Raw genomic sequence first — 19,901 nt, 5'->3', positions numbered from 1 at the left:
TAGCCCCCACCGGACCGTCGACATACTGGCAGGCCCTCCGCACAGCGCGAGGACCGCCCGGCGCCCGGGGCACCGTGTGAGCGGTGCTGGTGAGACCTTCGGCCGCCGCAGTATCCGCTGGTTGTTCTTTTCCGCACCCACGGGTCCTGCCGCGCCGAAGCGACCCGTGGGACGGATCATGAAGGTGCGGTAGGACCTCCGACCTTCAAGGACGTCACTGACGTGAGCATCACTGTCGCAGCGATCACCTTCGGCATCATCTTCCTGGCCGAGCTGCCCGACAAGACCGCCCTGGCCAGCCTGGTGCTGGGCACCCGCTACCGGGCGAGCTACGTCTTCACCGGCATCGCCGCCGCCTTCGCGGTCCAGGTGGCCCTGGCCATCGCGGCGGGCAGCCTGCTCGCGCTGCTCCCGCACCGCTGGGTCGAGGCCGTGGTCGGCCTGCTGTTCCTCGGCGGCGCGCTGATGCTGCTGCTGCAGAAGGACGGCGACGAGGACGACGAAGCGGTGAAGGAGCCCTCCTCCACCGGGTTCTGGCGGGTCGCGGGCACCGGCTTCCTGATGGTGCTGATCGCCGAGTTCGGCGACCTGACCCAGATCACCACCGCCAACCTGGCCGCCAAGTACAGCGACCCGCTGTCGGTGTTCCTCGGCTCCTGGCTGGCGCTGTGCGCGGTCGCCGGGATCGCGATCGTGGGCGGGCAGAAGCTGATGAAGCACGTCCCGCTGCACGTGATCACCAAGGTCGCGGCCGGGGTGATGATCGTGATGGCCGTGGTCAGCCTGATCGGCGCGATCGCGGGCTGACCACGGCGGGGCCGGGTTGACCGACCACCGCCGTCCGGCTCAGTGGTGGTGGAACAGCTGGTTCATCCGGGCCCGGGAATTCGGGCCGAACACCCCGGTCGGGTCGCCCCGCACGCCGTACCAGACCTGGAAGGCCGCGACGTCCTGCTGGGTACGGGCGTCGAAGGTGCCGTTCGCCGGGAGGTCGCGGTCGATCCACAGCTGGCTGAGTTCACCCTGCAGGGTGGCCACGGCGGTGCCGGTGTCACCCAATTGGAGGGTCTGCGAGGCGGCGTTCGGGCCGACCGTCGGGCTCGGCTGTCCGCTGGTGGCGGTCGGGCTGGGCGGGTTGTTCGGGGCGTTGCCGTGCGGAGCCTGGCTGCTCGGCGCGCTGCTCGCGGACCCGCTGGGCCGTCCGGTCGCGCTCCTGGCGGGTGTCGCGGCCTGCGACGCCGGGGCGGACGCGCTGGGGCGGACCGCGGCGGGGGCCTTCGAGGTGCCGGTGGCGGTGTCCGGTCCTGCTGTCGGCAGGGCCAGGGTCATCCCCGGCTGCGGCTGCGCCCGGTCGGTGCCGCCGCCGCTGAGCAGGCTCGGCGCCAGCGCCGCCGCGGTGCCGAGGCCGGCCACGGTGAGGGCGCCCGCGGCGATCACGGCCGCCCGGCGGGCCCGCCCCCGGCGGGGGCCGCGGTGCCCCGGCAGGCCCTGGACCGCCGCCACCGTCCCCGGGTCGCGCGGCACCAGCTCGGTGGACGCGGCGGCAGAGACGGCGGCCGTACCCGCTGCCGCGGCACGGCGGCTGACGCCGCGTCGGCCGGGCGCCCCCGGCCCTTCCGCGGCCTCGCCGGGCGTGCCCACCAGTTGTCCCGCCAGCACCCGGGCCCGGGAGGAGCGGACGGTGTGCGGGGCGTCGATCCCCGGCACCACCGACCCCCCGTAAGGCCCGTACGCCGGGTCGGCGTCGTCCTCCAGCACCTCGGCGTCGATCACCTCGGTGGGGGTGATGTAGGGCCGGACCAGCTCGGGGGCGTCGAGGATCGGGATGATCGCGGTCGGCTCGTCCTGGGCGTCGTGACCGGTCCCGAAGCCGGGTCCGTAGCCCGGCCCGGACTCCCGTCCCGGCCCCGGTGTCCGGCTCTCGCCGCGGGGCGGGCACCCGCACCCGCCGCGTCCCAGCGACCCGCCGCATCTACCGCAGAGCTGCCCCGCCATCTTCCCCTCCACGGATCAGTCGAACGGTGACCGATTATGCAGGACAACAGTGCGGGTGGGCAGTCGGGTCCACTCCTGACCGGTTCCGACCGGAACCGGTCAGGACAGCACCTGCCCCGGCGCATCCATGGAGTTGTCGGCCAGCTCCTTCAGCATGGCCACCAGATCGGCGTGCTGCTCCGGCGACCAGCCCTCCAACTTCTCGTTCAGCAGCGCCAGTCGGGCCGCGTTCAGCTTCTGGACCACCTCGTCGCCCTCGGGCGTCAGCCGGAGCAGCCCGTCCGGGTCCCTGGCGATCCGTCCGGACGCGACCATGGCGTCCAGTTTCGGCCGGATCTCGGTCACCGAGACCTTGTTGCGGCGGCAGATCTCCTCCTCGCTGATCGGCCCCGCGTGGTGCAGCCGGAACAGCCCGTACGCCTGCGGCACGCTGATGTCCACGCCGGACTTCTCGATCGCCCGGCCGTAGCGCTCCCAGACGTTCTCCCGGCTGGAGAGTCGGGTGACCATGCCCTCGATCTCCTCGGCCGAGGTGCGGAAGGTCGGCAGCCCGGCCGCCTCGCCCTGCTGCGCGGTGCGGTTGGCGGTGCGCAGCGGCAGTTCCCGCAGGAACAGCGCGAGCAGGAAGGCCACCACCGCGATCGCCGCCGCGACCAGGTAGACCGTCTGCAGCGAGACCGCGTAGATGTGCAGGAACGGTTCCAGCAGCGCCCGTTGCGGGGCCGGGGCCTTCTGCACGATGGTCGGGTTCTCCAGCACCCGCTGCACCGGGAAGGCCCGGGAGAGGGTCCCGTCCTGCTGCGCCTTGGTGATGTTGGAGTTCAGCTTGTTGTTGAGCACCGTGCCGAAGATGGACGCGCCGAACGAGCCGCCGATGGAGCGGAAGTAGGTCACCCCCGAGGTGGCGGTGCCCAGGTCGGAGTAGTCCACCGAGTTCTGCACCGCGATGATCAGCACCTGCATCACCAGGCCGAGACCGGCGCCGAGCAGCAGCATGTAGAGGCCCATGACGGTGCTGCTGGTGGTGTCGTCCACCTGGGCCAGCAGCACCAGCGCGACCACGGTCAGCGCGGTGCCGATGATCGGGTAGATCTTGTACTTGCCGGTCCTGCTGATCAGCTGCCCGGTGCCGATCGAGGTCACCAGCAGACCCGCCATCATCGGCAGCAGCCGCAGCCCGGAGATGGTCGGCGAGCTGCCGTTGACCACCTGCATGTAGAGCGGGATGTAGGACAGCGCGCCGAACATGCACAGGCCGATCACGAAGCCCATGCCGGAGCAGATGGTGAAGACCCGGTTCCGGAACATCCGCAGCGGCAGCACCGGCTCGTCGACCCGCTGCTCCACCAGGATGAACGCGGCGATCAGGACGACCGCGCCGATCCCGCAGCCCCAGACCTCGATCGAGTTCCAGGCCCAGGTGGTGCCGCCGAGGCTGGTGATCAGCACCAGGCAGGTGGACGCGGCGGCCAGCAGCAGCGTGCCCAGGTAGTCGATCTTCGGTCGGACGTCGGGGTTCTTCGCCTTGAGCGCGGTGGCGATCACGAACAGCGCGACGACGCCGACCGGCAGGTTGACGTAGAAGACCCAGCGCCAGTTCAGGTTGTCCACCAGGAAGCCGCCGAGCAGCGGGCCGACCACCGAGGAGACGCCGAAGACCGCGCCGATCACGCCCTGGTACCGGCCCCGGTCGCGGGGCGGGACCACGTCCGCGATGACCGCCATCGCCAGCACCATCAGCCCGCCGCCGCCGAGGCCCTGCAGCGCCCGGAACATGATCAGCTGCAGCATGTTCTGCGAGATCCCGCAGAGCGCCGAGCCGATCAGGAAGATGACGATGCAGATGATGAAGACGTACTTGCGGCCGAAGAGGTCGCCGAGCTTGCCCCAGAGCGGGGTGGTCGCGGTGGCGGCCAGCATGTAGGAGGTGACCACCCAGGAGAGGTGGTTGGCGCCGCCGAGGTCGCCCACGATGGTGGGCAGCGCGGTGGAGACGATGGTCTGGTCGAGGGCGGCCAGGAACATCCCCAGCATCACGCCGAGGAAGACCAGCCGGACCCGCCCCGAGTTCTCCTCGATCGGCGGCATGTCCGCCGTGCCTGCCGTTGCCTGCTGCTGGGCCATCGACCCCTCCGCTGCCTGGTGGACTGGCCATCAGGTTTTCAGCGGAGAGCGGTCCCTGCCCGCCCGGGAGGCCGAACGGGCTACCCGTCAGGTGGTGGCGCGCCAGCTGCCGCGATCCGCTACGCGTAGCTGACCGGGAGTTCCTTGACGCCGTTCAGCCAGGCCGAGCGCAGCCGCCGCGGCTCGCCGGTGAGCCGGATGCCGGGGACGGTGTCGGCGATGGCGTTGAAGATCAGGTCCAGCTCCAGCCGGGCCAGGTTGGCGCCGAGGCAGAAGTGCGGACCGCCGCCGCCGAAGCCGAGGTGCGGGTTGGGGTCGCGGAGGATGTCGAACCGCTCCGGGCGGTCGAACACGTCGGTGTCGTTGTTGGCCGAGCTGTAGAAGATCCCGACGCGCTGGCCCGCGGCGATCTTCACCCCGCCGAGTTCGGTGTCCTGGGTGGCGGTGCGCTGGAAGGCCATCACCGGGGTGGCCCAGCGGACGATCTCGTCGGCGGCGGTGCGCGGACGCTGCTCCTTGTAGAGCTCCCACTGCTCCGGGTCGGTCAGCAGCGCGTGCATCCCGTGGCTGGTGGCGTTGCGGGTGGTCTCGTTGCCGGCCACGGCGAGCAGCAGCACGAAGAAGCCGAACTCGTCCGAGCCGAGGTTGCCCTGCCCCTCGGCGTTGACCAGCTGGGTGACGATGTCGTGTGCCGGACAGCCCTTGCGCTCCTCGGCGATCCCCATCGCGTACGTCATCAGCTCGATCGCCGACTCCATCCCGGTCTCCTGGCTGACGCCGAGCTCGGGGTCGTCGTAGGCGACCATCTTGTTGGTCCAGTCGAAGATCTTCGCCCGGTCCTGCTGCGGGACGCCGATCAGCTCGGCGATGGCCTGCAACGGCAGCTCGCAGGCGATGTCGCGGACGAAGTCGCCCCGGCCCTCGGCCCGCGCGGTCGCGACGATCCGCTCGGCCCGTTCGCGCAGTGCCTGCTCCATGGCGTTGATGGCGCGCGGGGTGAAGCCGCGCTGGACGATCTGGCGCAGCCGGGTGTGCTCCGGCGGGTCCATGTTGAGCATGATCAGCTTCTGGCTGTCGATCCCGTCCCGGTCGATCTGCGGGTTGAAGCGGATGATCGCGGTGTTGACGGTGGAGGAGAACAGCTCCGGGTGGACCGACACCTCCTTGACGTCCGCGTGCCGGGTGACGGCCCAGTAGCCCCCGTCGTCGAAGCCGGTGGTCCCGTGCGGCTGGGGTATCCAGCGCACCGGCTCGGTGCGCCGCAGCAGGGCGAACTCAGGGAGGGGCACCCGCTGCTGGTTCAGGTCGGGATCGGTGAAGTCGAAGCCGTCGGGCAGGGCCGGGCAGGTCATCGGGGCCTCCAGGGTTACCGGCGCGTCAGCTGACGACGCGTCAGATCTGCCTCCTGACGGTAGTAACACGTTCTAGTGCGCGCAAGAGCCTTGCGCGCACCTGCGAGGGGCGAATACAAAGGGGGCCAGAACTAGAACGCGTATCAGTTCTCCCCGGCGGGCCCGAGAGGGGCCGCGGGGCTTCCGGAGGGCGAGTCATGGCCGCTGAACCCGTCATCGTCGAAGCAGTGCGCACCCCCATCGGCAAGCGAGGCGGAGCCCTCGCCAACCTCCATCCCGCCTACCTGCTCGGGGAGACCTTCCGCGAGCTGCTCGCCCGTACCGGCGTGCAGCCCGACGTGGTCGAGCAGATCGTCAGCGGGACCGTCACCCACGCCGGCGAGCAGTCGATGAACCCGGCGCGCAACGCCTGGCTGGCGATGGGCCTGCCCTACGAGGTGGCCGCCACCACGGTCGACTGCCAGTGCGGGTCCTCGCAGCAGGCCAACCACATGGTCGCCAACATGGTCGCGGCGGGCGTGATCGACGTCGGCATCGCCTGCGGCGTCGAGTCGATGTCCCGGGTCCCGCTCGGCTCCGCCTCCGTGCACGGGCCGGGACGCCCGTTCCCGGACGAGTGGAACGTCGACCTGCCGAACCAGTTCGAGGCCGCCGAACGGATCGCCCGGCGGCGCGGGCTCACTCGCACCGACCTGGACACCCTCGGTGTGATGTCGCAGGAACGGGCCGCCCACGCCTGGGCCGAGGAGCGCTTCAAGCGCGAGACCTACGCCGTCCAGGTCCCGACCACGGAGGCGGAGCAGCTGGCCGGGCAGGGGATGTGGCGGCTGTTCGACCGGGACGAGGGGCTCCGGGACACGTCCATGGAGGCGCTGGCCGGGCTGCGCACGGTGATGCCCGCGGCGATCCACACCGCGGGGACGTCGTCGCAGATCTCGGACGGCTCGGCCGCGGTGATGTGGGCCTCCCGGCGCGCGGCGAAGGCGCTCGGACTCGTACCGCGCGCCCGTATCGTCGCCCAGGCGGTCGTCGGCACCGACCCGCACTACCACCTGGACGGCCCGATCGACGCGACCCGGGCGGTGCTCGGCAAGGCCGGGATGCGGCTCGCCGACATCGACCTGGTGGAGATCAACGAGGCCTTCGCCTCGGTGGTGCTCTCCTGGGCCCAGGTGATGGACGCCGACATGGCCAAGGTCAACGTCAACGGCGGCGCGATCGCCCTGGGCCACCCGGTCGGCTCCACCGGCGCCCGGCTGATCACCACGGCACTGCATGAGCTGGAGCGCGCGGACAAGGAGTTCGCCCTGGTCACGATGTGCGCGGGCGGCGCGCTGGCGACGGGGACGATCCTGCAGCGGCTCTGAGATCCTGCAGCGCTCTGAGACGGGCGGGCGCGGGGTGGCGTCGGCCGAGGGGAACCCCGGGTGCGGGAGCGGGCGTGTGGGGCGCGCACTTCCGCGCCCGGGGGAATTCCCGGGTGAAGGTCTCCCGCTTCGCCGATGCCGATGCCGATGCCGATGCCGATGCCGATGCGGGGGGCGGTGGCGCTCGGCTGGCGGCGGTCGGGTGCCGGGGCGGGATGCGCTGCGCTAGGGACGGGGCTGGGGGCGGATCAGGACCTCGCTGCCGATCGGGGCGAAGCCGGTGGCTAGGAACGCCCGCAGGGAGCGGGCGTTCCCCGGTGCCACGGCGGCGAACACCGGCTCGTCGGGCGGCAGCACCGTCAGCGCGTCGGCGAGCAGCGACCGGCCCCACCCCTGCCCCACCCCCTCCGGTGCGGCCTCGATGCTCAGCTCGCGCCGCCCGGCGACCCCTGCGGCGAGGATCACCAGCCCGCGCTTGTCGCCGTAGACCTGGACGTTCTCGCGGACCTCGCGGGCGTAGCGCAGACGGTGCGCGGTGCCGGTGCCGGCAGGGCCGGTGGTGGGGTCCGCTGCTGCGGTGTCGTCCGGGAGGAGCTGGGGCGGGCCGCCGGTGCCGCGGGCGACCAGGACGTTGTCGATCGAACCGATCCAGCCGTCCGGCCCGGCGATCCAGCGCAGGAAGTCGGGTGCCATCGAGCCGCCGAACCCGTCCGGCTGCTGGGCCTGTACGGCGGCGTCGGACAGGGCGGTGGCGATCACCGCGTGTCCGGTGAACGCCGTTGCGCACTCCAGACCGCGCCCCAGTCCCGGCATGACCGTCACCGCGCCGTCCGCCGCAGGGAACCGCCCGTCGGCGGCGTCGAGCAGCAGCGCGAGCAGGGGGTGGGGGTGGGAGCGGGGGCGGTGGTTATTGGGGGCCGACGTCATAACGATCAGCCTAGGCAGCCGGGGTGGGGTCCTGGCCAGGGGGTTTACGGTGCGGGTCAGCGCGGCGCGGGGTGGGTGGGGTCGGCCTTCGCCGTAGAGCGGCGGGTGCGCCGTCTCGCGCCTCCGGCGCACTGCGGCCAACTGCGCGGCGGCGGGGCGATGGCCAAGCGCCGTTTCTACGCTGCGGGCTCGTACCCGGCAACGGTGACAAGCGGGGCAGGAATCCGGCTCCGTCGTTGCAGGAACGTTCCGGTAGCGGGGACCTCGAACGCCTCGGGGCCCCAAGCTGCCGATACCGCCCGCGCTGCCGACACCCGGCGACGGAGCCGTGCCCGACACCGCCTCCGCGTAGTTGGCTGCAGTGCGCCGGAGGCGCGAGACGGCGCGTGAGCCGCTGGTACGGCGAAGGCCGACCCCGCTCAGGTTGCGCCGGTCCCGGCCTCAGGACCGGCAGAGTCGGCAGCTTCGGCTGCGCCCTCGGGGGCGAAGGCGACCGGCGCGGCGAAGGCCGCGCGGCGGGAGGCGCGGCGGAGCGCGGCGAGCAGCGGGTGGCCGAGGGTGAAGCACAGTACGGCGGTGAGCACGCTGCGGGGGATGTCCCAGCCCAGCGCGGTGGTGAAGTGGTAGGTCAGGAACCGGGCCAGGTTGGCGCCGAAGGGGTCGCCGGGGACGAAGGAGATGCTGTTGCCGAGCCCGGCGATGTAGGGCCAGCCCTGAAGGTCCATCACCAGCCCGTACAGCTCGGCCGCACCCGCGCCGTACACCGCCAGCAGCCACAGCTCGCGGCGTCCGCGCAGGGTGGCCGGGCCCGGGAGCAGGCCCGCGCCGAGGCAGACCCAGCCCATGGCGAGCATCTGGAACGGCAGCCACGGTCCGACACCGCCGGTGAGCAGCGCGGACGCGAACAGCGAGACATTGCCGAGGACGAAGCCGAAGCCGGGGCCGAGGACCCGTCCGGACAGCACCATCAGAAAGAAGGTCGGCTCCAGACCGGCGGTGCCCGCGCCGAGCGGACGCAGGGCGGCACCGGCCGCGGCGAGGACGCCGAGCAGGGCGATGGACTTGGCCTCAAGACCGGCCTGGCCGCCGGTGGCGATCCGTCCCTCGGCGATCTGGGCGACGACCACCGCGAGCAGCAGCGGCAGCAGCGCGGCGAACAGCCAGGGAGCGTCGCCGGAGTGGGCCAGACCGGAGCCGGGGGACGCGAGCAGCGGCCAGCCGAAGGCGACCACGCCGATGGCGGAGACGATCAGCAGCACGGCCGTGGAGCGGCGGCCGAGCGGGACGGGCCGGGCGAGGGCGGCGCCCTCCGGGAGGAGGGCGGGGCGGGCGGTCGCGTCGCTCATCAGGCACCCCCCTCCCGTGCGTCTGCGGCGCGCAGCGCGTCGGTGACCTGGCGGACGGTCAGCCACGGGGCCGGGTTGAGGACCTTGGCGACCTGCGGCGCGAACGCGGGGGAGGAGACCACGATCTCGGGCGTCGGTCCGTCGGCGACCACCTCGCCCTCGGCGATGATCACCGTGCGGTGGGCCAGCTCGGCGGCGAGTTCCACGTCGTGGGTGGCGAGCAGGACGGCGTGGCCTTCCGCAGCCAGCCCACGGAGGATGTCGACAAGTCGCGCTTTCGCGGCGTAGTCGAGGCCGCGGGTGGGCTCGTCCAGCAGGATCAGCGCGGGGCGCGCGGTGAGGATCACGGCGAGGGCGAGGGTGAGCCGCTGGCCCTCGGAGAGGTCGCGCGGGTGGATGTCGTCCGGGATTCCGGGGATCAGCCGTTCCACCAGGTCACGGCAGGTACCGGGGGCTGACTGGGTGTCGCTGTCGGCGGCGGCGCACTCGGCCTGGACGCTGTCGCAGTAGAGCAGGTCGCGGGGCTCCTGCGGGACCAGGCCGACGTGGGCGAGGAGCGCGACGGGCTTGGCGCGGTGCGGGGTGAGGCCGCCGACGTCGATCCGGCCGGAGGCGGGGGCGTGCAGGCCGACGAGTGCGCCGAGCAGGGTGGACTTGCCGGAGCCGTTGCGCCCCATCAGGGCGGTGATCCCGCCGGGACGGAGGGTCAGGTCGATCCGGCGCAGCGCCTCGACCCCGCCCCGCCGCACGGCCAGCGCGGTGACGGTGGCGACGGGCGGGGGCGGCGCGTCGGCGGGGGCGGCGGGCGGTGTGGGGGTCAGTTCGGCGAGCCGGTCGCGCAGCGTGCCCGCCCGGCGGCGGGCGTCGCGGACCGAGAGGGGGAGCGGGGACCAGCCCAGCGCCCGGCCCAGGGCCACCACCGGCGGGTGGACCGGGGAGACGGCCATGATCCCGGCGGTGTCGCCCATCCGCGGCGGCGTCCCCGGGGCCTCCAGCAGGATGACCTGGTCGGCGTACTGGACCACCCGCTCCAGCCGGTGTTCGGCCAGCAGGACGGTCGTCCCCAGGTCGTGGACCAGGCGTTGCAGCACGGCGAGCACCTCCTCCGCCGCGCCCGGGTCCAGCGCTGACGTCGGCTCGTCCAGCACCAGCACCTTCGGATGCACCGTCAGCACCGAGCCGATGGCGACCCGCTGCTGCTGGCCCCCGGAGAGCGTGGCCAGCGGTCGGGCCCGGAGCTCGGCCAGGCCGAGCAGGTCGAGGGTCTCCTCGACCCGACGCCGCATCACGTCCGGTGCCAGGCCGAGCGACTCCATGCCGTAGGCGAGTTCGTCCTCGACGGTGTCGGTGACGAAGTGGGCCAGCGGGTCCTGTCCGACCGTGCCGACGATGTCCGCCAGGTCGCGCGGGCGGTGGGTGCGGGTGTCCCGTCCGTCCACGGTGACCCTGCCGTGCAGCACACCGCCGGTGAAGTGCGGGACCAGGCCGCTGACGGCGCCCAGCAGGGTGGACTTCCCGGACCCGGACGGCCCCACGAGCAGGCACAGCTCGCCCTCGGGGACGGTCAGATCGGCGTTTGTCAGTGCCGGGTGAGAGGCTCCGGGGTAGGTGATGGAGACCTGTTCGAAGGTGATCAACGGACATCCTTCGGAACGGGAGCGGAAGCGGGTGCGGCGGGAGCCGCGGGTGCGCCGGGCGCGGCAGGAGTCGCGGGTGCGGCAGTTGCAGCGGGCGCGGCGGGCGTACGGGCAGTGAGCGCAGGCGCGGGTGCGCTGAGCGCGGGGACAGTGGGCGCGGCGACGGCGGGGAGCAGGCCGAACAGGATCGCGGCGGCGGGGAGCAGCGGTAGCACGGGCGCGGCGAGGGGCACGGCCGGCGGGTTGAGCGCGTCGGCGTAGGCGGGTCCGAGGCTGACCATCACGGCGGCCACGGCTATGCCCGAGCCTGCCACCAGCCACTCCCGCAGAGCCCAGGGGTCGGGGCGGTAGCGGGTCCGGACGGCCCGTCTGCCGCCGAGCAGCAGCCCGGTGGTGGCGGCGAGGACACCCGCGCCGAGCAGCGGCAGCGCCCAGGCACTGCCGTCCGCGCCGAGCAGCCCGTATGCGGCGACGCAGATGCCGAGCAGGCCGGTGAGGGTGAGTGCGGCTGTGGTGCGGCGGACGGCGGGCGGGACGTCGGCGGTGCGGCCGAAGCCGCGGGTGTCCATGGCGGCGGCCAGGCTGACGGAGCGTTCGAGGGCGCTCTCCAGGATCGGCACGCCGACGGTGAGCAGCGCCCGCGCGCCCCGCTCGGTGCGGCCACGGAGGCGGCGGGCGGCGCGGAGCCGCTGGACGTCGGTGACCAGGTTGGGGGCGAAGGTGAGCGCGACGACCACGGCGACGCCCGCCTCGTAGAGCGCGCCGGGGAGGGCGCGGAGCAGCCGGGCCGGGTTGGCGAGGGCGTTGGCCGCGCCCACGCAGGCGAGCAGGACGGCCAGCTTCATCGCGTCGTAGAGGGCGAACAGCAGGCCCTCCAGGCTGACCGGGCCGCCGAGGCGGACCCCGGGGGCCCAGGAGGGGAGCGGCAGTTCGGGGAGGGTGAACAGGATGTGGGTGCCGGGGATCGGCGAACCGAGGAGGGTGAAGAACACCATGCGGAGGGCCAGCACCAGCAGGCCGAGCTTGAGGAAGACGCTGTACGAGCGGGCCCACGGCGCGTCGGTCCTGCGGACGGCGACGACGTATCCGGCGACGGCGGTGATCAGCAGCAGGAGCAGCGGGTTGGTCGTGCGCGAGGCGGCGGTGGCGAGACCGAGCGCCCAGAGCCACCAGGCACCGGGGTGCAGGTGGCGCTGCGGTGTGGGCGGGAGCGGCATCGTCGGCGTCGGCTTTCGGCGGAGGTGTGGGAGGTGGCGGCGGTGTGGATGGGGACGGGCGTCGGTGGGCTCAGCGGTGGCGTCGGCGTCGGTTCTGCCAGTAGGCGGCACCGCCGAGGGCCAGCACCAGGGCCGCACCGACGACCCAGCCCACCGTCCGCGCGGACGAGCCGGAGCCCGAGCCCGAGCCCGAGCCGGAAGCAGTGGCGGAATCGCTGGCGGAGGGAGTGGGAGAGGAGGCGCTGACGATGTCGCCGCAGCCGGTTCGGGGATAGCCGGAGATGGCGCAGAGGATCCCGTTGCTGTCGTAGCGCAGCGGCGGGGACAGCCGTGCCAGCAACTGCGCCGAGGTGTCGTCCGGCGCGAGTACGGCGCATTCGGTGACCAGGGCCGGTGGCGTGGAGCCTGACGGGGCGTCGGCCGACGTCCCGTAGTCGATGACGACCGCAACCCGCTTCCTCCCGCTGACCGCCGGGGTCTTGGCACAGGCGGCGGCGAAGTCCGGCGTGCTGCGGGGCTTCGCGCCGTTGGCGCTGTCCGCGCTGACGCCGAAGCGCCAGCCGTCGACCGAGCCGTCCGCCGGGCGGAAGGTGTTGGGCCCCGCCTGCTGGTAGGACCAGCTGGTGCCGGTCCCCTCCCAGAACGACCAGTAGCGGTAACTGGCAGCCGAGGCAGAGGAGGCCGACGCCAGCAGCAGCCCCGCCGACGCCAGCATCATCGCCAGCACGCCCGCCACCGCCGCGACCGCCCTGCGACCGGCCCCCCGAGCCGCGCCCGGCCCTGCCGGCGCGCCCGGCCCTGCCGCCGTCCCTGCCGTCCCCGCCGCCGCCGCCCGCGCCGGATTCATGCGCGCCGGTTGGTGCGGTGCTTGCGGCTGTAGCTGATGTAGATCCCGATGCCCGCGCCCGCCGCCAGGCCGACCAGGATCAGCCACCACGGCGAGAACGTGCTGCTGTTCGACGCGTCGGACGATGACGCGCTCGCGGACGGTGCGGGGGTGGCGGCCGGGGCCGGGCCGGTCGCCTCCAGCTGGGTGACCAGGTTGGAGGTGCCGAAGTGCTGCGGGTCGAGGCCGGTGGCCCTGGCGTCCAGGATCAGCAGGGCCAGCGCCGCCGGGGCGGTGGTGCCGTTGCCCTGGACCCACGGCTCGCCGTTGGTCCGCAGCCAGTCGACGGCCTGCACGGCGTCCGCTGTCCGGCCGCTGTTGGCCAGCGCCAGTGCGGCCCAGGCCGTGCTGGCGTAGTCGGGGGACGGCGCCGCGCCCGCGAGCTGGCTGGTCAGGTGCTCGCCGCCGCTGCTGAGCCGCTGCTCCAGGTACTGCGACGCGGACGCCTCCGGGTCCGAGCAGCTCGCCGTGCCCGCCGCGGTGCCCGCCGCCGAGGCGGAGGCCGACGACGTCGCCGCGGCCACCGGCAGGAAGCCGCCGCCCGCCGCCAGCGCGGCCTGTGAGCTGGCCGAGTCGTTGGCGACCAGCTTGCCGGTCTTGTCCGGCTGGTAGGCGAACGCGCCCTGGTCCGCCTTGGCCGCCGTGCAGCCGAGCTGGAAGCCGTGCAGGCCGTCGAGGCCGCTCTTGCCGTCCTTGGTCACCGTCGCCGGGTCGGTCTTCGCCGCGAGCAGCGCGCTGACGACCAGTCCGGTCGAGTTGCCGTCGCTCGGCGTGCCGGGGTTGTAGGACCAGCCGCCGTCCTTGTTCTGCACGGTCCGGTACCAGGCCACGGCCTTGCTGACGGCGTCGTCGTGGCCGCCGAGGGCGACCAGGGCCTGCACCGCGGAGGCGGTCGCGTTGGTGTCCTCGCTCGCCGCCGCGCAGGCCTTGGTCGGGTCCGCGTTGTAGGAGGGCCAGCCGCCGTCCGCGCACTGCTGGCCGGTCAGCCAGTCGACCGCGGCGGGGGCCGGGGTGACCCCCTGGGTGTGCAGCGCGAGCAGGCTGAGGCCCTGCCGCCACACGCCGTCGTAGGTCGGGTCGCCCTTGCCGTAGAGGGCCGCGGGAACGGGGACCGGGCTCGGACTGGCGGTGGCCGCGGCGGCGCTGCCTGCGGCGACGAGTACGGGCGCGGCCGAGCCGGCGAGCACGGCGGCGGCGGTCAGCGCGACGGCGCCCAGACGGGCGGCGGTGAGCATGAGTGGTGGTGCCTTTCGGAGAGCGGGTGGCGACCGTAGACCTCGACGGGCCGCTCGATTCCTGTGCGGGTGCTCCGGCTGAACGGTTGCGGGTCAGCGCCGGAATCGCACCGGCTTTCCCCACCAGGAAACGGATCATGGAAACAGGTCATGGGAACGGATCATGGACATGGATCAGGTTGCCCGGTCACTGTATCGGGACGGCTTCTCTCCGCTCCGGTGGACCCGGCTCACCGGTTCGGCATGTCGCGGTCAGACCGCCTGGTAGAGGGTCGGCCCCGAGCCGGGCAGCTCCTCCGCGAGGCCGGTCTTCACCAGCCGCCGCACGTGCGCGGCGGCCTCGGACAGGGCCAGGTGGCGGGCGATGAAGCCGAGTTCCTCCCAGGGCCGGTTCCAGTGCATGCCCATCGCGCACTGCCACAGCGTCAGCGGGCCCCCGCGCAGCTGGACGTGCAGCTCGGCCAGCCGCAGCGCGTGGTGCTCCAGCAGTTCGCCGACCCGTCCGGCCGCGTCGGCGAAGCGGTACTGGTGCGCGGGCAGCACCTCCTGCGGCGCCAGCAGGGCGATCCGCTCCAGCGAGTCGAGGAAGTCGCCGAGCGGGTCGGCCGGCTCGTCGCCCGGGTTCTCCGGGTAGAGGCTGACCACCGGGCTGATCGTGGGCAGCAGGTGGTCGCCGGAGAGCAGCCGGGTCGGCCGTCCCGGCTCGTCCAGGTAGAGGCAGACGTGGCCGGGGGTGTGCCCGGGGGTCCACAGCACCCGCAGGTCGCGTCCCGGCACCCCGGCCGACTCGCCGTGCACCAGCTCGCGGTCCGGGAGGGTGGTGGCCAGTGGGGCGGCGGCGCTGCCGAAGCTGCGGACCGCGGTCAGGTGCTCCTCGGGGACGCCGGACTCCGCCATCAGCTCGACCATCCGTCCGCGCCAGCGGGACCGCCGGGTGTCGTTCAGCGCGCGGACCACGGCGGCCTCGGCGCCGTGCATCGCGATCCAGGCGCCGGACTGCTCCTGGACGTAGCCGGACAGGCCGTGGTGGTCCGGGTGGTGGTGGGTGACGACGACGCCGTGCAGGTCGCCGAGCGTGTGTCCGGCCGCGGCGAGGCCCTCGGCCAGGGCGGTGCGGCCACTGGGGTCGTCCCAGCCGGTGTCGACCAGGACCGGGCCGCGGTCGCTCTCCAGCAGGTAGACCAGGGTGTAGCGGAGCGGGTTGTCCGGGATCGGGACGGTGATGCTCCAGACTCCTCCGCCGAGGTCCTGGGTGGCGGGTGCCGGGGTGGGGACCCTCGCCGGGGTCTCGTGGGCGGGCATGCTGCCGTCCTCTCCGAGCGCACAGAATCTAGAACGTGTTACTTGTCGGGTACAACTAGTCGGGCAGCCTACTGCACGACCGTTGCCCTCAATAAGTAGAACTGATATCAGTTCTACTAACCGCCAAGTGACGGTTCGTCAGATGTTGAGGGGACTGCTCATGTCCGAGGTAGCGGAGTACGGCGAGCTGGTCATCGGCGGGGAACTGGTCGCACCGGCCGGGCAGGACGTGATCGAGGTGGTCTCCCCGCACACCGAGGAGGTCATCGGCCGGGTCCCGCACGCCTCCCGGGCCGACGTCGACCGTGCGGTCGCCGTCGCCGGGAAGGCGTTCGACCAGGGCCGCGGCGCCTGGCCGCGGCTGCCGCTGGAGCAGCGGCTCGCGGTGGCCGAGCGGATCAGGGACGGCATCGCCGCCCGCGCCGACGAGATCGCCCGGGTGATCAGCTCGGAGAACGGCTCCCCGTACTCCTGGAGCATCCTGGCCCAGGCCTACGGCCCGATGATGATCTGGGACTCGGCCATCGCCACCGCCCGCGAGTTCGCCTTCGAGGAGCACCGGGCCGGGGCGCTCGGCCCGATCCTGGTCCGCCGCGAGCCGGTCGGAGTGGTCGCCGCGGTGGTGCCGTGGAACGTGCCGCAGTTCGTCGCGGCGGCGAAGCTGGCCCCGGCGCTGATCGCGGGCTGCTCGGTGATCCTCAAGCCGTCGCCGGAGACCCCGCTCGACTCCTACCTGCTGGCCGAGATCGTCCGCGAGGCCGGGCTGCCGGAGGGCGTGCTCAGCATCCTGCCGGCCGACCGCGAGGTCAGCGAGTACCTGGTCGGCCACCCGGGCGTGGACAAGGTCTCCTTCACCGGCTCGGTCCCGGCCGGGAAGCGGATCATGGAGGTGGCCTCGCGCAACCTCACCCGGGTCACCCTGGAGCTGGGCGGCAAGTCCGCCGCGATCCTGCTGCCGGACGCCGACCTGGACGAGGCCGTCGCCAACCTGATGTCCTCCGCCTACATGAACAACGGCCAGGCCTGTGTGGCGCAGACCCGGATCCTGGCCCCGCGGTCCGGCTACGACGAGATCGCGGACCGGCTGGTCGCGGCGGTCGGCGCGCTGGCCGTCGGCGACCCGCTGGCCGAGGCGACCCAGGTCGGCCCGCTGGTGACCCGCCGTCAGCAGCAGCGGAACCTGGACTACATCAGGGTCGGCCAGGAGGAGGGCGCCAAGGTCCTGATCGGCGGCGGCGTCCCGGCGGCCCAGGAGCGCGGCTGGTACGTCGAGCCGACGCTGCTCGGCGGGGTGGACAACCGGATGCGGGTGGCCCGTGAGGAGATCTTCGGCCCGGTGGTCTGCCTGATCCCCTACGAGGACGAGGCCGACGCGCTGCGGATCGCCAACGACTCCGACTACGGCCTGTCCGGCAGCGTCTGGTGCGGGGACGTGGAGCACGGCATCGACGTGGCCCGGCAGGTGCGGACCGGGACGTACTCGGTGAACACCTTCAGCCTGGACTTCAAGGGGCCGTTCGGCGGCTACAAGCAGTCCGGGATCGGCCGCGAGTTCGGCCCGGAGGGGCTGGCGTCGTACCTGGAGTCCAAGACCGTCCACCTGCCTGCGGGCTACACCCCGGCGGCGTCTGCCGAGGCCGGGCAGGAGGCCTGATGGGCGACCGTTGGGAGGTGGAGGTGGACCGGTCGGTGTGCATCGGCTCCGGGCTGTGCGCCGCGTCGGCGCCTGGCGGCTTCCGGCTGGACGGGGCTCGGCAGTCGCACCCGGTCGAGGACGTGGCGGACGCGTCCGAGGCGCTGCTCGCGGCGGCGGAGAGCTGTCCGGTCGAGGCGATAGCGCTGCGGCTCGCGGGGCGGGGGGAGCCGGTGTTTCCGCCGGACTGAGGGTGCGGCTTGGGGGTGGCTGGTCGCGCAGTTCCCCGCGCCCCTGGGTGGGTGCAACTTGCCCACGGTGGGTCGGTTGCAGCCCCCAGGGGCGCGGGGAACTGCGTGGCCGGCCGGTCACGGAGGTGCATGGTTGGCAGCGCAGTTCCCCGCGCCCCTGGGGTAGTCGTTAGGCTGCGGTCATGCTGACAGTGGGGCTTACGGGTGGGATCGGCGCGGGCAAGAGCGAGGTGTCGCGACGCCTCGGCGCCCTGGGCGCGGTGGTCGTGGACGCGGACCTGATCGCGCGCGAGGTGGTCGCCCCCGGAACGGACGGCCTCGCCGCGGTCGTCGCCGAGTTCGGCACGGACGTGCTGCTGCCGGACGGCTCGCTGGACCGGCCGAAGCTCGGCTCGGTGGTCTTCGCCGACCCGGCGCGCCTCGCGGCGCTGAACGCGATCGTGCACCCGCTGGTGGGGCTGCGTTCGGCCGAGCTGGCCGGGCAGGCCGGGCCGGGCGACGTGGTGGTCCACGACGTCCCGCTGCTCACCGAGAACAAGCTGTCGTTCCGCTACGACCTGGTGGTCGTGGTCGACGCCGCCGACGACACCCGGCTGCGCCGGCTGGTGGAGCTGCGCGGGATGGCCGAGGGGGAGGCCCGCGCCAGGATGGCGGCCCAGTCCTCCCGCGAGGAGCGGCTCGCCATCGCCGACCTGGTGATCGACAACGACGGTCCGCTGGAGCGGCTCGCCCCCCAGGTCGACACCCTCTGGTCCGAACTCCGCCGCCGCGCGGGCGGCCCGTCCGGCCCGACGGTGCGGCCGGCCTGACGCATGGTCAGCGATCGGCCCCTCGTCCGGGCCCCTGGTTCCGCTCCGTCGCGTCAGCCGGTGCGGACCACCGCCGCGGTGTGCGGGCCGAGGACCAGTTCGCTGCCCTCGGCCCGGTACCGGCCGTAGCCGGCCAGCGCGTCGGCGAACGGCGCGCCCAGCGGGACGGTCCGCTGCTCCGCGCCGAGGTTGACCGCGGTGCGGAACGGCCCGCGGTGCAGCACCAGCCAGCGTGCGTCCTCGTCGAAGTCGACCCGCACCGCGGACAGCTCGGCGTCGGTGAACTCCGGGTGCGCCCGCCGCAGCGCCAGCAGGGTGCGGTACCAGCCGAGCAGCTCGGCATGGGGCTTGCGGTCGGGCTCGGACCAGTCCAGCTTGGAGCCGAGGAAGGTGGCCGCCGCCTGCGGGTCGGGCACCTGCTCGGGAGTCCAGCCGTGCCCGGCGAACTCTCGGCGGCGGCCGTTGCGCACCGCCTCGGCCAGGTCCGGGTCCTGGTGGTCGGTGAAGTACTGCCAGGGAGTGCGGGCGCCCCACTCCTCGCCCATGAACAGCATCGGCGTGAACGGCCCGGTCAGCACCAGTGCCGCGCCCGCGGCCAGCAGCCCCGGCTCGACCGTGGCCGAGAGCCGGTCGCCGAGCGCCCGGTTGCCGATCTGGTCGTGCGTCTGCAGGTAGCCGAGCAGCCGGTGCGCCGGGGTGCGCAACCGGTCGAACGGACGGCCGTGGGTGCGGCCCCGGAACGAGGACCAGGTCCCGTCGTGGAACCAGCCCCGGGTGAGCGTACGGGCCAGACCGGCCAGCGGCCGGGCGGCGAAGTCGGCGTAGTAGCCGCCGCTCTCGCCGGTGAGCGCGGCGTGCAGGGTGTGGTGGAGGTCGTCGCTCCACTGCGCGGCCAGGCCGAGCCCCCCGGCCTCGCGCGGGGTGATCAGCCGCGGGTCGTTGAGGTCGGACTCGCCGATCAGGAACAGCGGGCGCCCGGTCGCCGCGGCCAGCGCGTCCACCGCGGCGGAGAGCTGCTCCAGGAAGTGCAGCGCCCGGGTGTCGATCAGGGCGTGCACCGCGTCCAGCCGCAGGCCGTCGATCCGGTAGTCGCGGAGCCAGGCCAGGGCGCTCTCGACCAGGTAGGCGCGGACCTCGTCCGAGCCGGGCGCGTCCAGGTTCACCGCCGAGCCCCAGGGGGTCTGGTGCCGGTCGGTGAAGTAGGGGCCGAACCGGGGCAGGTAGTTGCCGGACGGGCCGAGGTGGTTGTGCACCACGTCCAGCACCACCCCGAGGCCCCGGCGGTGCGCGGCGTCGACGAACCGCTTGAGGCCCTCGGGGCCGCCGTAGGGCTCGTGCACCGCCCACAGCGAGACGCCGTCGTAGCCCCAGCCGTGGGCGCCGGGGAAGGGGGAGACCGGCATCAGCTCGACCAGGTCCACGCCCAGCTCGACCAGGTGGTCCAGCCGGGCCGCGGCGGCGTCGAAGGTGCCCTCGGGGGTGAAGGTGCCGACGTGCAGCTCGTAGAGGACGCTGCCGGGCAGCGCGCGGCCGTGCCAGGGGGTGTCGGACCAGCGGAACGCGGCGTGGTCGACCAGTTGGGACGGGCCGTCCGGTCCTTCCGGCTGGCGGGCCGAGCGTGGGTCGGGCAGCAGCAGCGGGTCGTCGTCCAGCCGGTAGCCGTAGCGGCTGCGGACCGGGTCGGCCGGTACGGCGGCGCCGTCGTCGGCCCGCCACCAGCCGGGACGGTCCGGGTCGCGGTGCAGCGGGTGCTCGCCGCCGTCCAGGACCAGGGTGACGCTGTGCTCGGCTGCGGGCGCCCACAGGGTGAAGCGGTGCAC

General features: G+C 73.4%; 16 protein-coding genes and 1 riboswitch. Of the genes, 5 read left to right on the top strand and 11 right to left on the bottom strand.

Going from position 1 to position 19,901, the window contains the following annotated elements; genetic code table 11:
• The first annotated feature begins 222 nt into the window (after nucleotides 1–222).
• A complete protein-coding gene (locus tag ACEZDE_RS06650) occupies nucleotides 223–807 on the top strand; it encodes a TMEM165/GDT1 family protein (RefSeq protein ID WP_380533477.1) in 585 nt (194 codons plus the stop codon).
• Between the two features lie 39 nt (nucleotides 808–846).
• Here the strand turns inward: ACEZDE_RS06650 and ACEZDE_RS06645 are convergent, their stop codons facing one another.
• The 3 genes from ACEZDE_RS06645 to ACEZDE_RS06635 form a co-directional block, all read right to left on the bottom strand.
• Entirely contained in the window at nucleotides 847–1,995 is a 1,149-nt protein-coding gene (locus ACEZDE_RS06645) for a peptidoglycan-binding domain-containing protein (RefSeq protein WP_380533475.1), read from the bottom strand.
• 99 nt (nucleotides 1,996–2,094) lie between these two features.
• Nucleotides 2,095–4,119 carry an MFS transporter gene (locus ACEZDE_RS06640; RefSeq protein ID WP_380533473.1) on the bottom strand — a complete coding sequence of 675 codons (2,025 nt, stop codon included), beginning with the start codon at nucleotides 4,117–4,119 and terminating at the stop codon, nucleotides 2,095–2,097.
• Nucleotides 4,120–4,238: 119 nt separating this feature from the next.
• Nucleotides 4,239–5,471: a cytochrome P450 gene (locus ACEZDE_RS06635; protein ID WP_380533472.1), complete on the bottom strand. Its 1,233-nt coding sequence runs from the start codon at nucleotides 5,469–5,471 to the stop codon at nucleotides 4,239–4,241.
• A 197-nt stretch (nucleotides 5,472–5,668) separates the two neighbouring features.
• Between ACEZDE_RS06635 and ACEZDE_RS06630 the strand changes: the two genes are divergently transcribed.
• Nucleotides 5,669–6,838, top strand: coding sequence for a steroid 3-ketoacyl-CoA thiolase (locus tag ACEZDE_RS06630; RefSeq protein WP_380533471.1), 1,170 nt, complete (start codon nucleotides 5,669–5,671; stop codon nucleotides 6,836–6,838).
• Between the two features lie 225 nt (nucleotides 6,839–7,063).
• On the opposite strand, the gene ACEZDE_RS06625 is transcribed toward ACEZDE_RS06630, so the two are convergent.
• The 7 genes from ACEZDE_RS06625 to ACEZDE_RS06595 all read right to left on the bottom strand — a co-directional run bounded on the left by ACEZDE_RS06625 (nucleotide 7,064) and on the right by ACEZDE_RS06595 (nucleotide 15,388).
• Entirely contained in the window at nucleotides 7,064–7,765 is a 702-nt protein-coding gene (locus tag ACEZDE_RS06625; RefSeq protein ID WP_380533469.1) for a hypothetical protein, read from the bottom strand.
• 419 nt (nucleotides 7,766–8,184) lie between these two features.
• Entirely contained in the window at nucleotides 8,185–9,111 is a 927-nt protein-coding gene (locus ACEZDE_RS06620; RefSeq protein ID WP_380533467.1) for an ECF transporter S component, read from the bottom strand.
• Nucleotides 9,111–10,748 (bottom strand): ABC transporter ATP-binding protein, encoded by a 1,638-nt coding sequence (locus ACEZDE_RS06615; protein ID WP_380533465.1) that lies wholly within the window; start codon nucleotides 10,746–10,748, stop codon nucleotides 9,111–9,113. The genes ACEZDE_RS06620 and ACEZDE_RS06615 overlap by 1 nt, the downstream gene beginning before the upstream one ends.
• On the bottom strand, nucleotides 10,745–11,965 hold the full coding sequence (locus ACEZDE_RS06610; protein WP_380533463.1) for an energy-coupling factor transporter transmembrane component T: 1,221 nt from the start codon (nucleotides 11,963–11,965) through the stop codon (nucleotides 10,745–10,747). Before ACEZDE_RS06610 ends, ACEZDE_RS06615 begins: the two co-directional genes overlap by 4 nt.
• 70 nt (nucleotides 11,966–12,035) lie before the next feature.
• Nucleotides 12,036–12,812 (bottom strand): SCO2322 family protein, encoded by a 777-nt coding sequence (locus ACEZDE_RS06605; RefSeq protein WP_380533461.1) that lies wholly within the window; start codon nucleotides 12,810–12,812, stop codon nucleotides 12,036–12,038.
• Nucleotides 12,809–14,086, bottom strand: a complete 1,278-nt coding sequence (locus ACEZDE_RS06600; RefSeq protein WP_380533460.1) for a hypothetical protein — start codon at nucleotides 14,084–14,086, stop codon at nucleotides 12,809–12,811. The genes ACEZDE_RS06605 and ACEZDE_RS06600 overlap by 4 nt, the downstream gene beginning before the upstream one ends.
• A gap of 58 nt (nucleotides 14,087–14,144) precedes the next feature.
• Nucleotides 14,145–14,216: riboswitch (adenosylcobalamin-variant (AdoCbl-variant) riboswitch) on the bottom strand.
• Nucleotides 14,217–14,338: 122 nt separating this feature from the next.
• Nucleotides 14,339–15,388: an MBL fold metallo-hydrolase gene (locus ACEZDE_RS06595; protein WP_380533458.1), complete on the bottom strand. Its 1,050-nt coding sequence runs from the start codon at nucleotides 15,386–15,388 to the stop codon at nucleotides 14,339–14,341.
• Between the two features lie 160 nt (nucleotides 15,389–15,548).
• On the opposite strand from ACEZDE_RS06595, the gene ACEZDE_RS06590 reads away from it, so the two are divergent.
• The 3 genes from ACEZDE_RS06590 to coaE all read left to right on the top strand — a co-directional run bounded on the left by ACEZDE_RS06590 (nucleotide 15,549) and on the right by coaE (nucleotide 18,081).
• Complete coding sequence (locus ACEZDE_RS06590) at nucleotides 15,549–17,042, top strand: aldehyde dehydrogenase (RefSeq protein ID WP_380533457.1); 1,494 nt, start codon at nucleotides 15,549–15,551, stop codon at nucleotides 17,040–17,042.
• A complete protein-coding gene (locus tag ACEZDE_RS06585) occupies nucleotides 17,042–17,272 on the top strand; it encodes a ferredoxin (protein ID WP_380533455.1) in 231 nt (76 codons plus the stop codon). Before ACEZDE_RS06590 ends, ACEZDE_RS06585 begins: the two co-directional genes overlap by 1 nt.
• 182 nt (nucleotides 17,273–17,454) lie before the next feature.
• Nucleotides 17,455–18,081: a dephospho-CoA kinase gene (gene coaE / locus ACEZDE_RS06580; RefSeq protein WP_380533453.1), complete on the top strand. Its 627-nt coding sequence runs from the start codon at nucleotides 17,455–17,457 to the stop codon at nucleotides 18,079–18,081.
• Between the two features lie 53 nt (nucleotides 18,082–18,134).
• Here coaE and treZ read toward each other — a convergent pair whose 3' ends face one another.
• The gene (treZ, locus tag ACEZDE_RS06575) at nucleotides 18,135–19,901 is read right to left on the bottom strand and encodes a malto-oligosyltrehalose trehalohydrolase (protein ID WP_380533451.1); all 1,767 of its coding nucleotides are present in this window, start codon (nucleotides 19,899–19,901) and stop codon (nucleotides 18,135–18,137) included.

Source organism: Streptacidiphilus cavernicola (genome assembly GCF_042510955.1).
GTDB classification, from domain to species: domain Bacteria; phylum Actinomycetota; class Actinomycetes; order Streptomycetales; family Streptomycetaceae; genus Streptacidiphilus; species Streptacidiphilus cavernicola.
The sequence above is the reverse complement of the archived record's forward strand: the minus strand, read 5'-3'. Positions and strand labels throughout refer to the sequence as shown.

Excerpts from the sequence above, each read along its gene's own strand:
- ACEZDE_RS06645 (WP_380533475.1), bottom strand. The coding sequence starts at position 1,995 with ATGGCGGGGCAGCTCTGCGGTAGATGCGGCGGGTCGCTGGGACGCGGC.
- ACEZDE_RS06640 (WP_380533473.1), bottom strand. The coding sequence starts at position 4,119 with ATGGCCCAGCAGCAGGCAACGGCAGGCACGGCGGACATGCCGCCGATC.
- ACEZDE_RS06635 (WP_380533472.1), bottom strand. The coding sequence starts at position 5,471 with ATGACCTGCCCGGCCCTGCCCGACGGCTTCGACTTCACCGATCCCGAC.
- ACEZDE_RS06630 (WP_380533471.1), top strand. The coding sequence starts at position 5,669 with ATGGCCGCTGAACCCGTCATCGTCGAAGCAGTGCGCACCCCCATCGGC.
- ACEZDE_RS06625 (WP_380533469.1), bottom strand. The coding sequence starts at position 7,765 with ATGACGTCGGCCCCCAATAACCACCGCCCCCGCTCCCACCCCCACCCC.
- ACEZDE_RS06620 (WP_380533467.1), bottom strand. The coding sequence starts at position 9,111 with ATGAGCGACGCGACCGCCCGCCCCGCCCTCCTCCCGGAGGGCGCCGCC.
- ACEZDE_RS06610 (WP_380533463.1), bottom strand. The coding sequence starts at position 11,965 with ATGCCGCTCCCGCCCACACCGCAGCGCCACCTGCACCCCGGTGCCTGG.
- ACEZDE_RS06605 (WP_380533461.1), bottom strand. The coding sequence starts at position 12,812 with ATGAATCCGGCGCGGGCGGCGGCGGCGGGGACGGCAGGGACGGCGGCA.
- ACEZDE_RS06600 (WP_380533460.1), bottom strand. The coding sequence starts at position 14,086 with ATGCTCACCGCCGCCCGTCTGGGCGCCGTCGCGCTGACCGCCGCCGCC.
- ACEZDE_RS06595 (WP_380533458.1), bottom strand. The coding sequence starts at position 15,388 with ATGCCCGCCCACGAGACCCCGGCGAGGGTCCCCACCCCGGCACCCGCC.
- ACEZDE_RS06590 (WP_380533457.1), top strand. The coding sequence starts at position 15,549 with ATGTCCGAGGTAGCGGAGTACGGCGAGCTGGTCATCGGCGGGGAACTG.
- ACEZDE_RS06585 (WP_380533455.1), top strand. The coding sequence starts at position 17,042 with ATGGGCGACCGTTGGGAGGTGGAGGTGGACCGGTCGGTGTGCATCGGC.
- coaE (WP_380533453.1), top strand. The coding sequence starts at position 17,455 with ATGCTGACAGTGGGGCTTACGGGTGGGATCGGCGCGGGCAAGAGCGAG.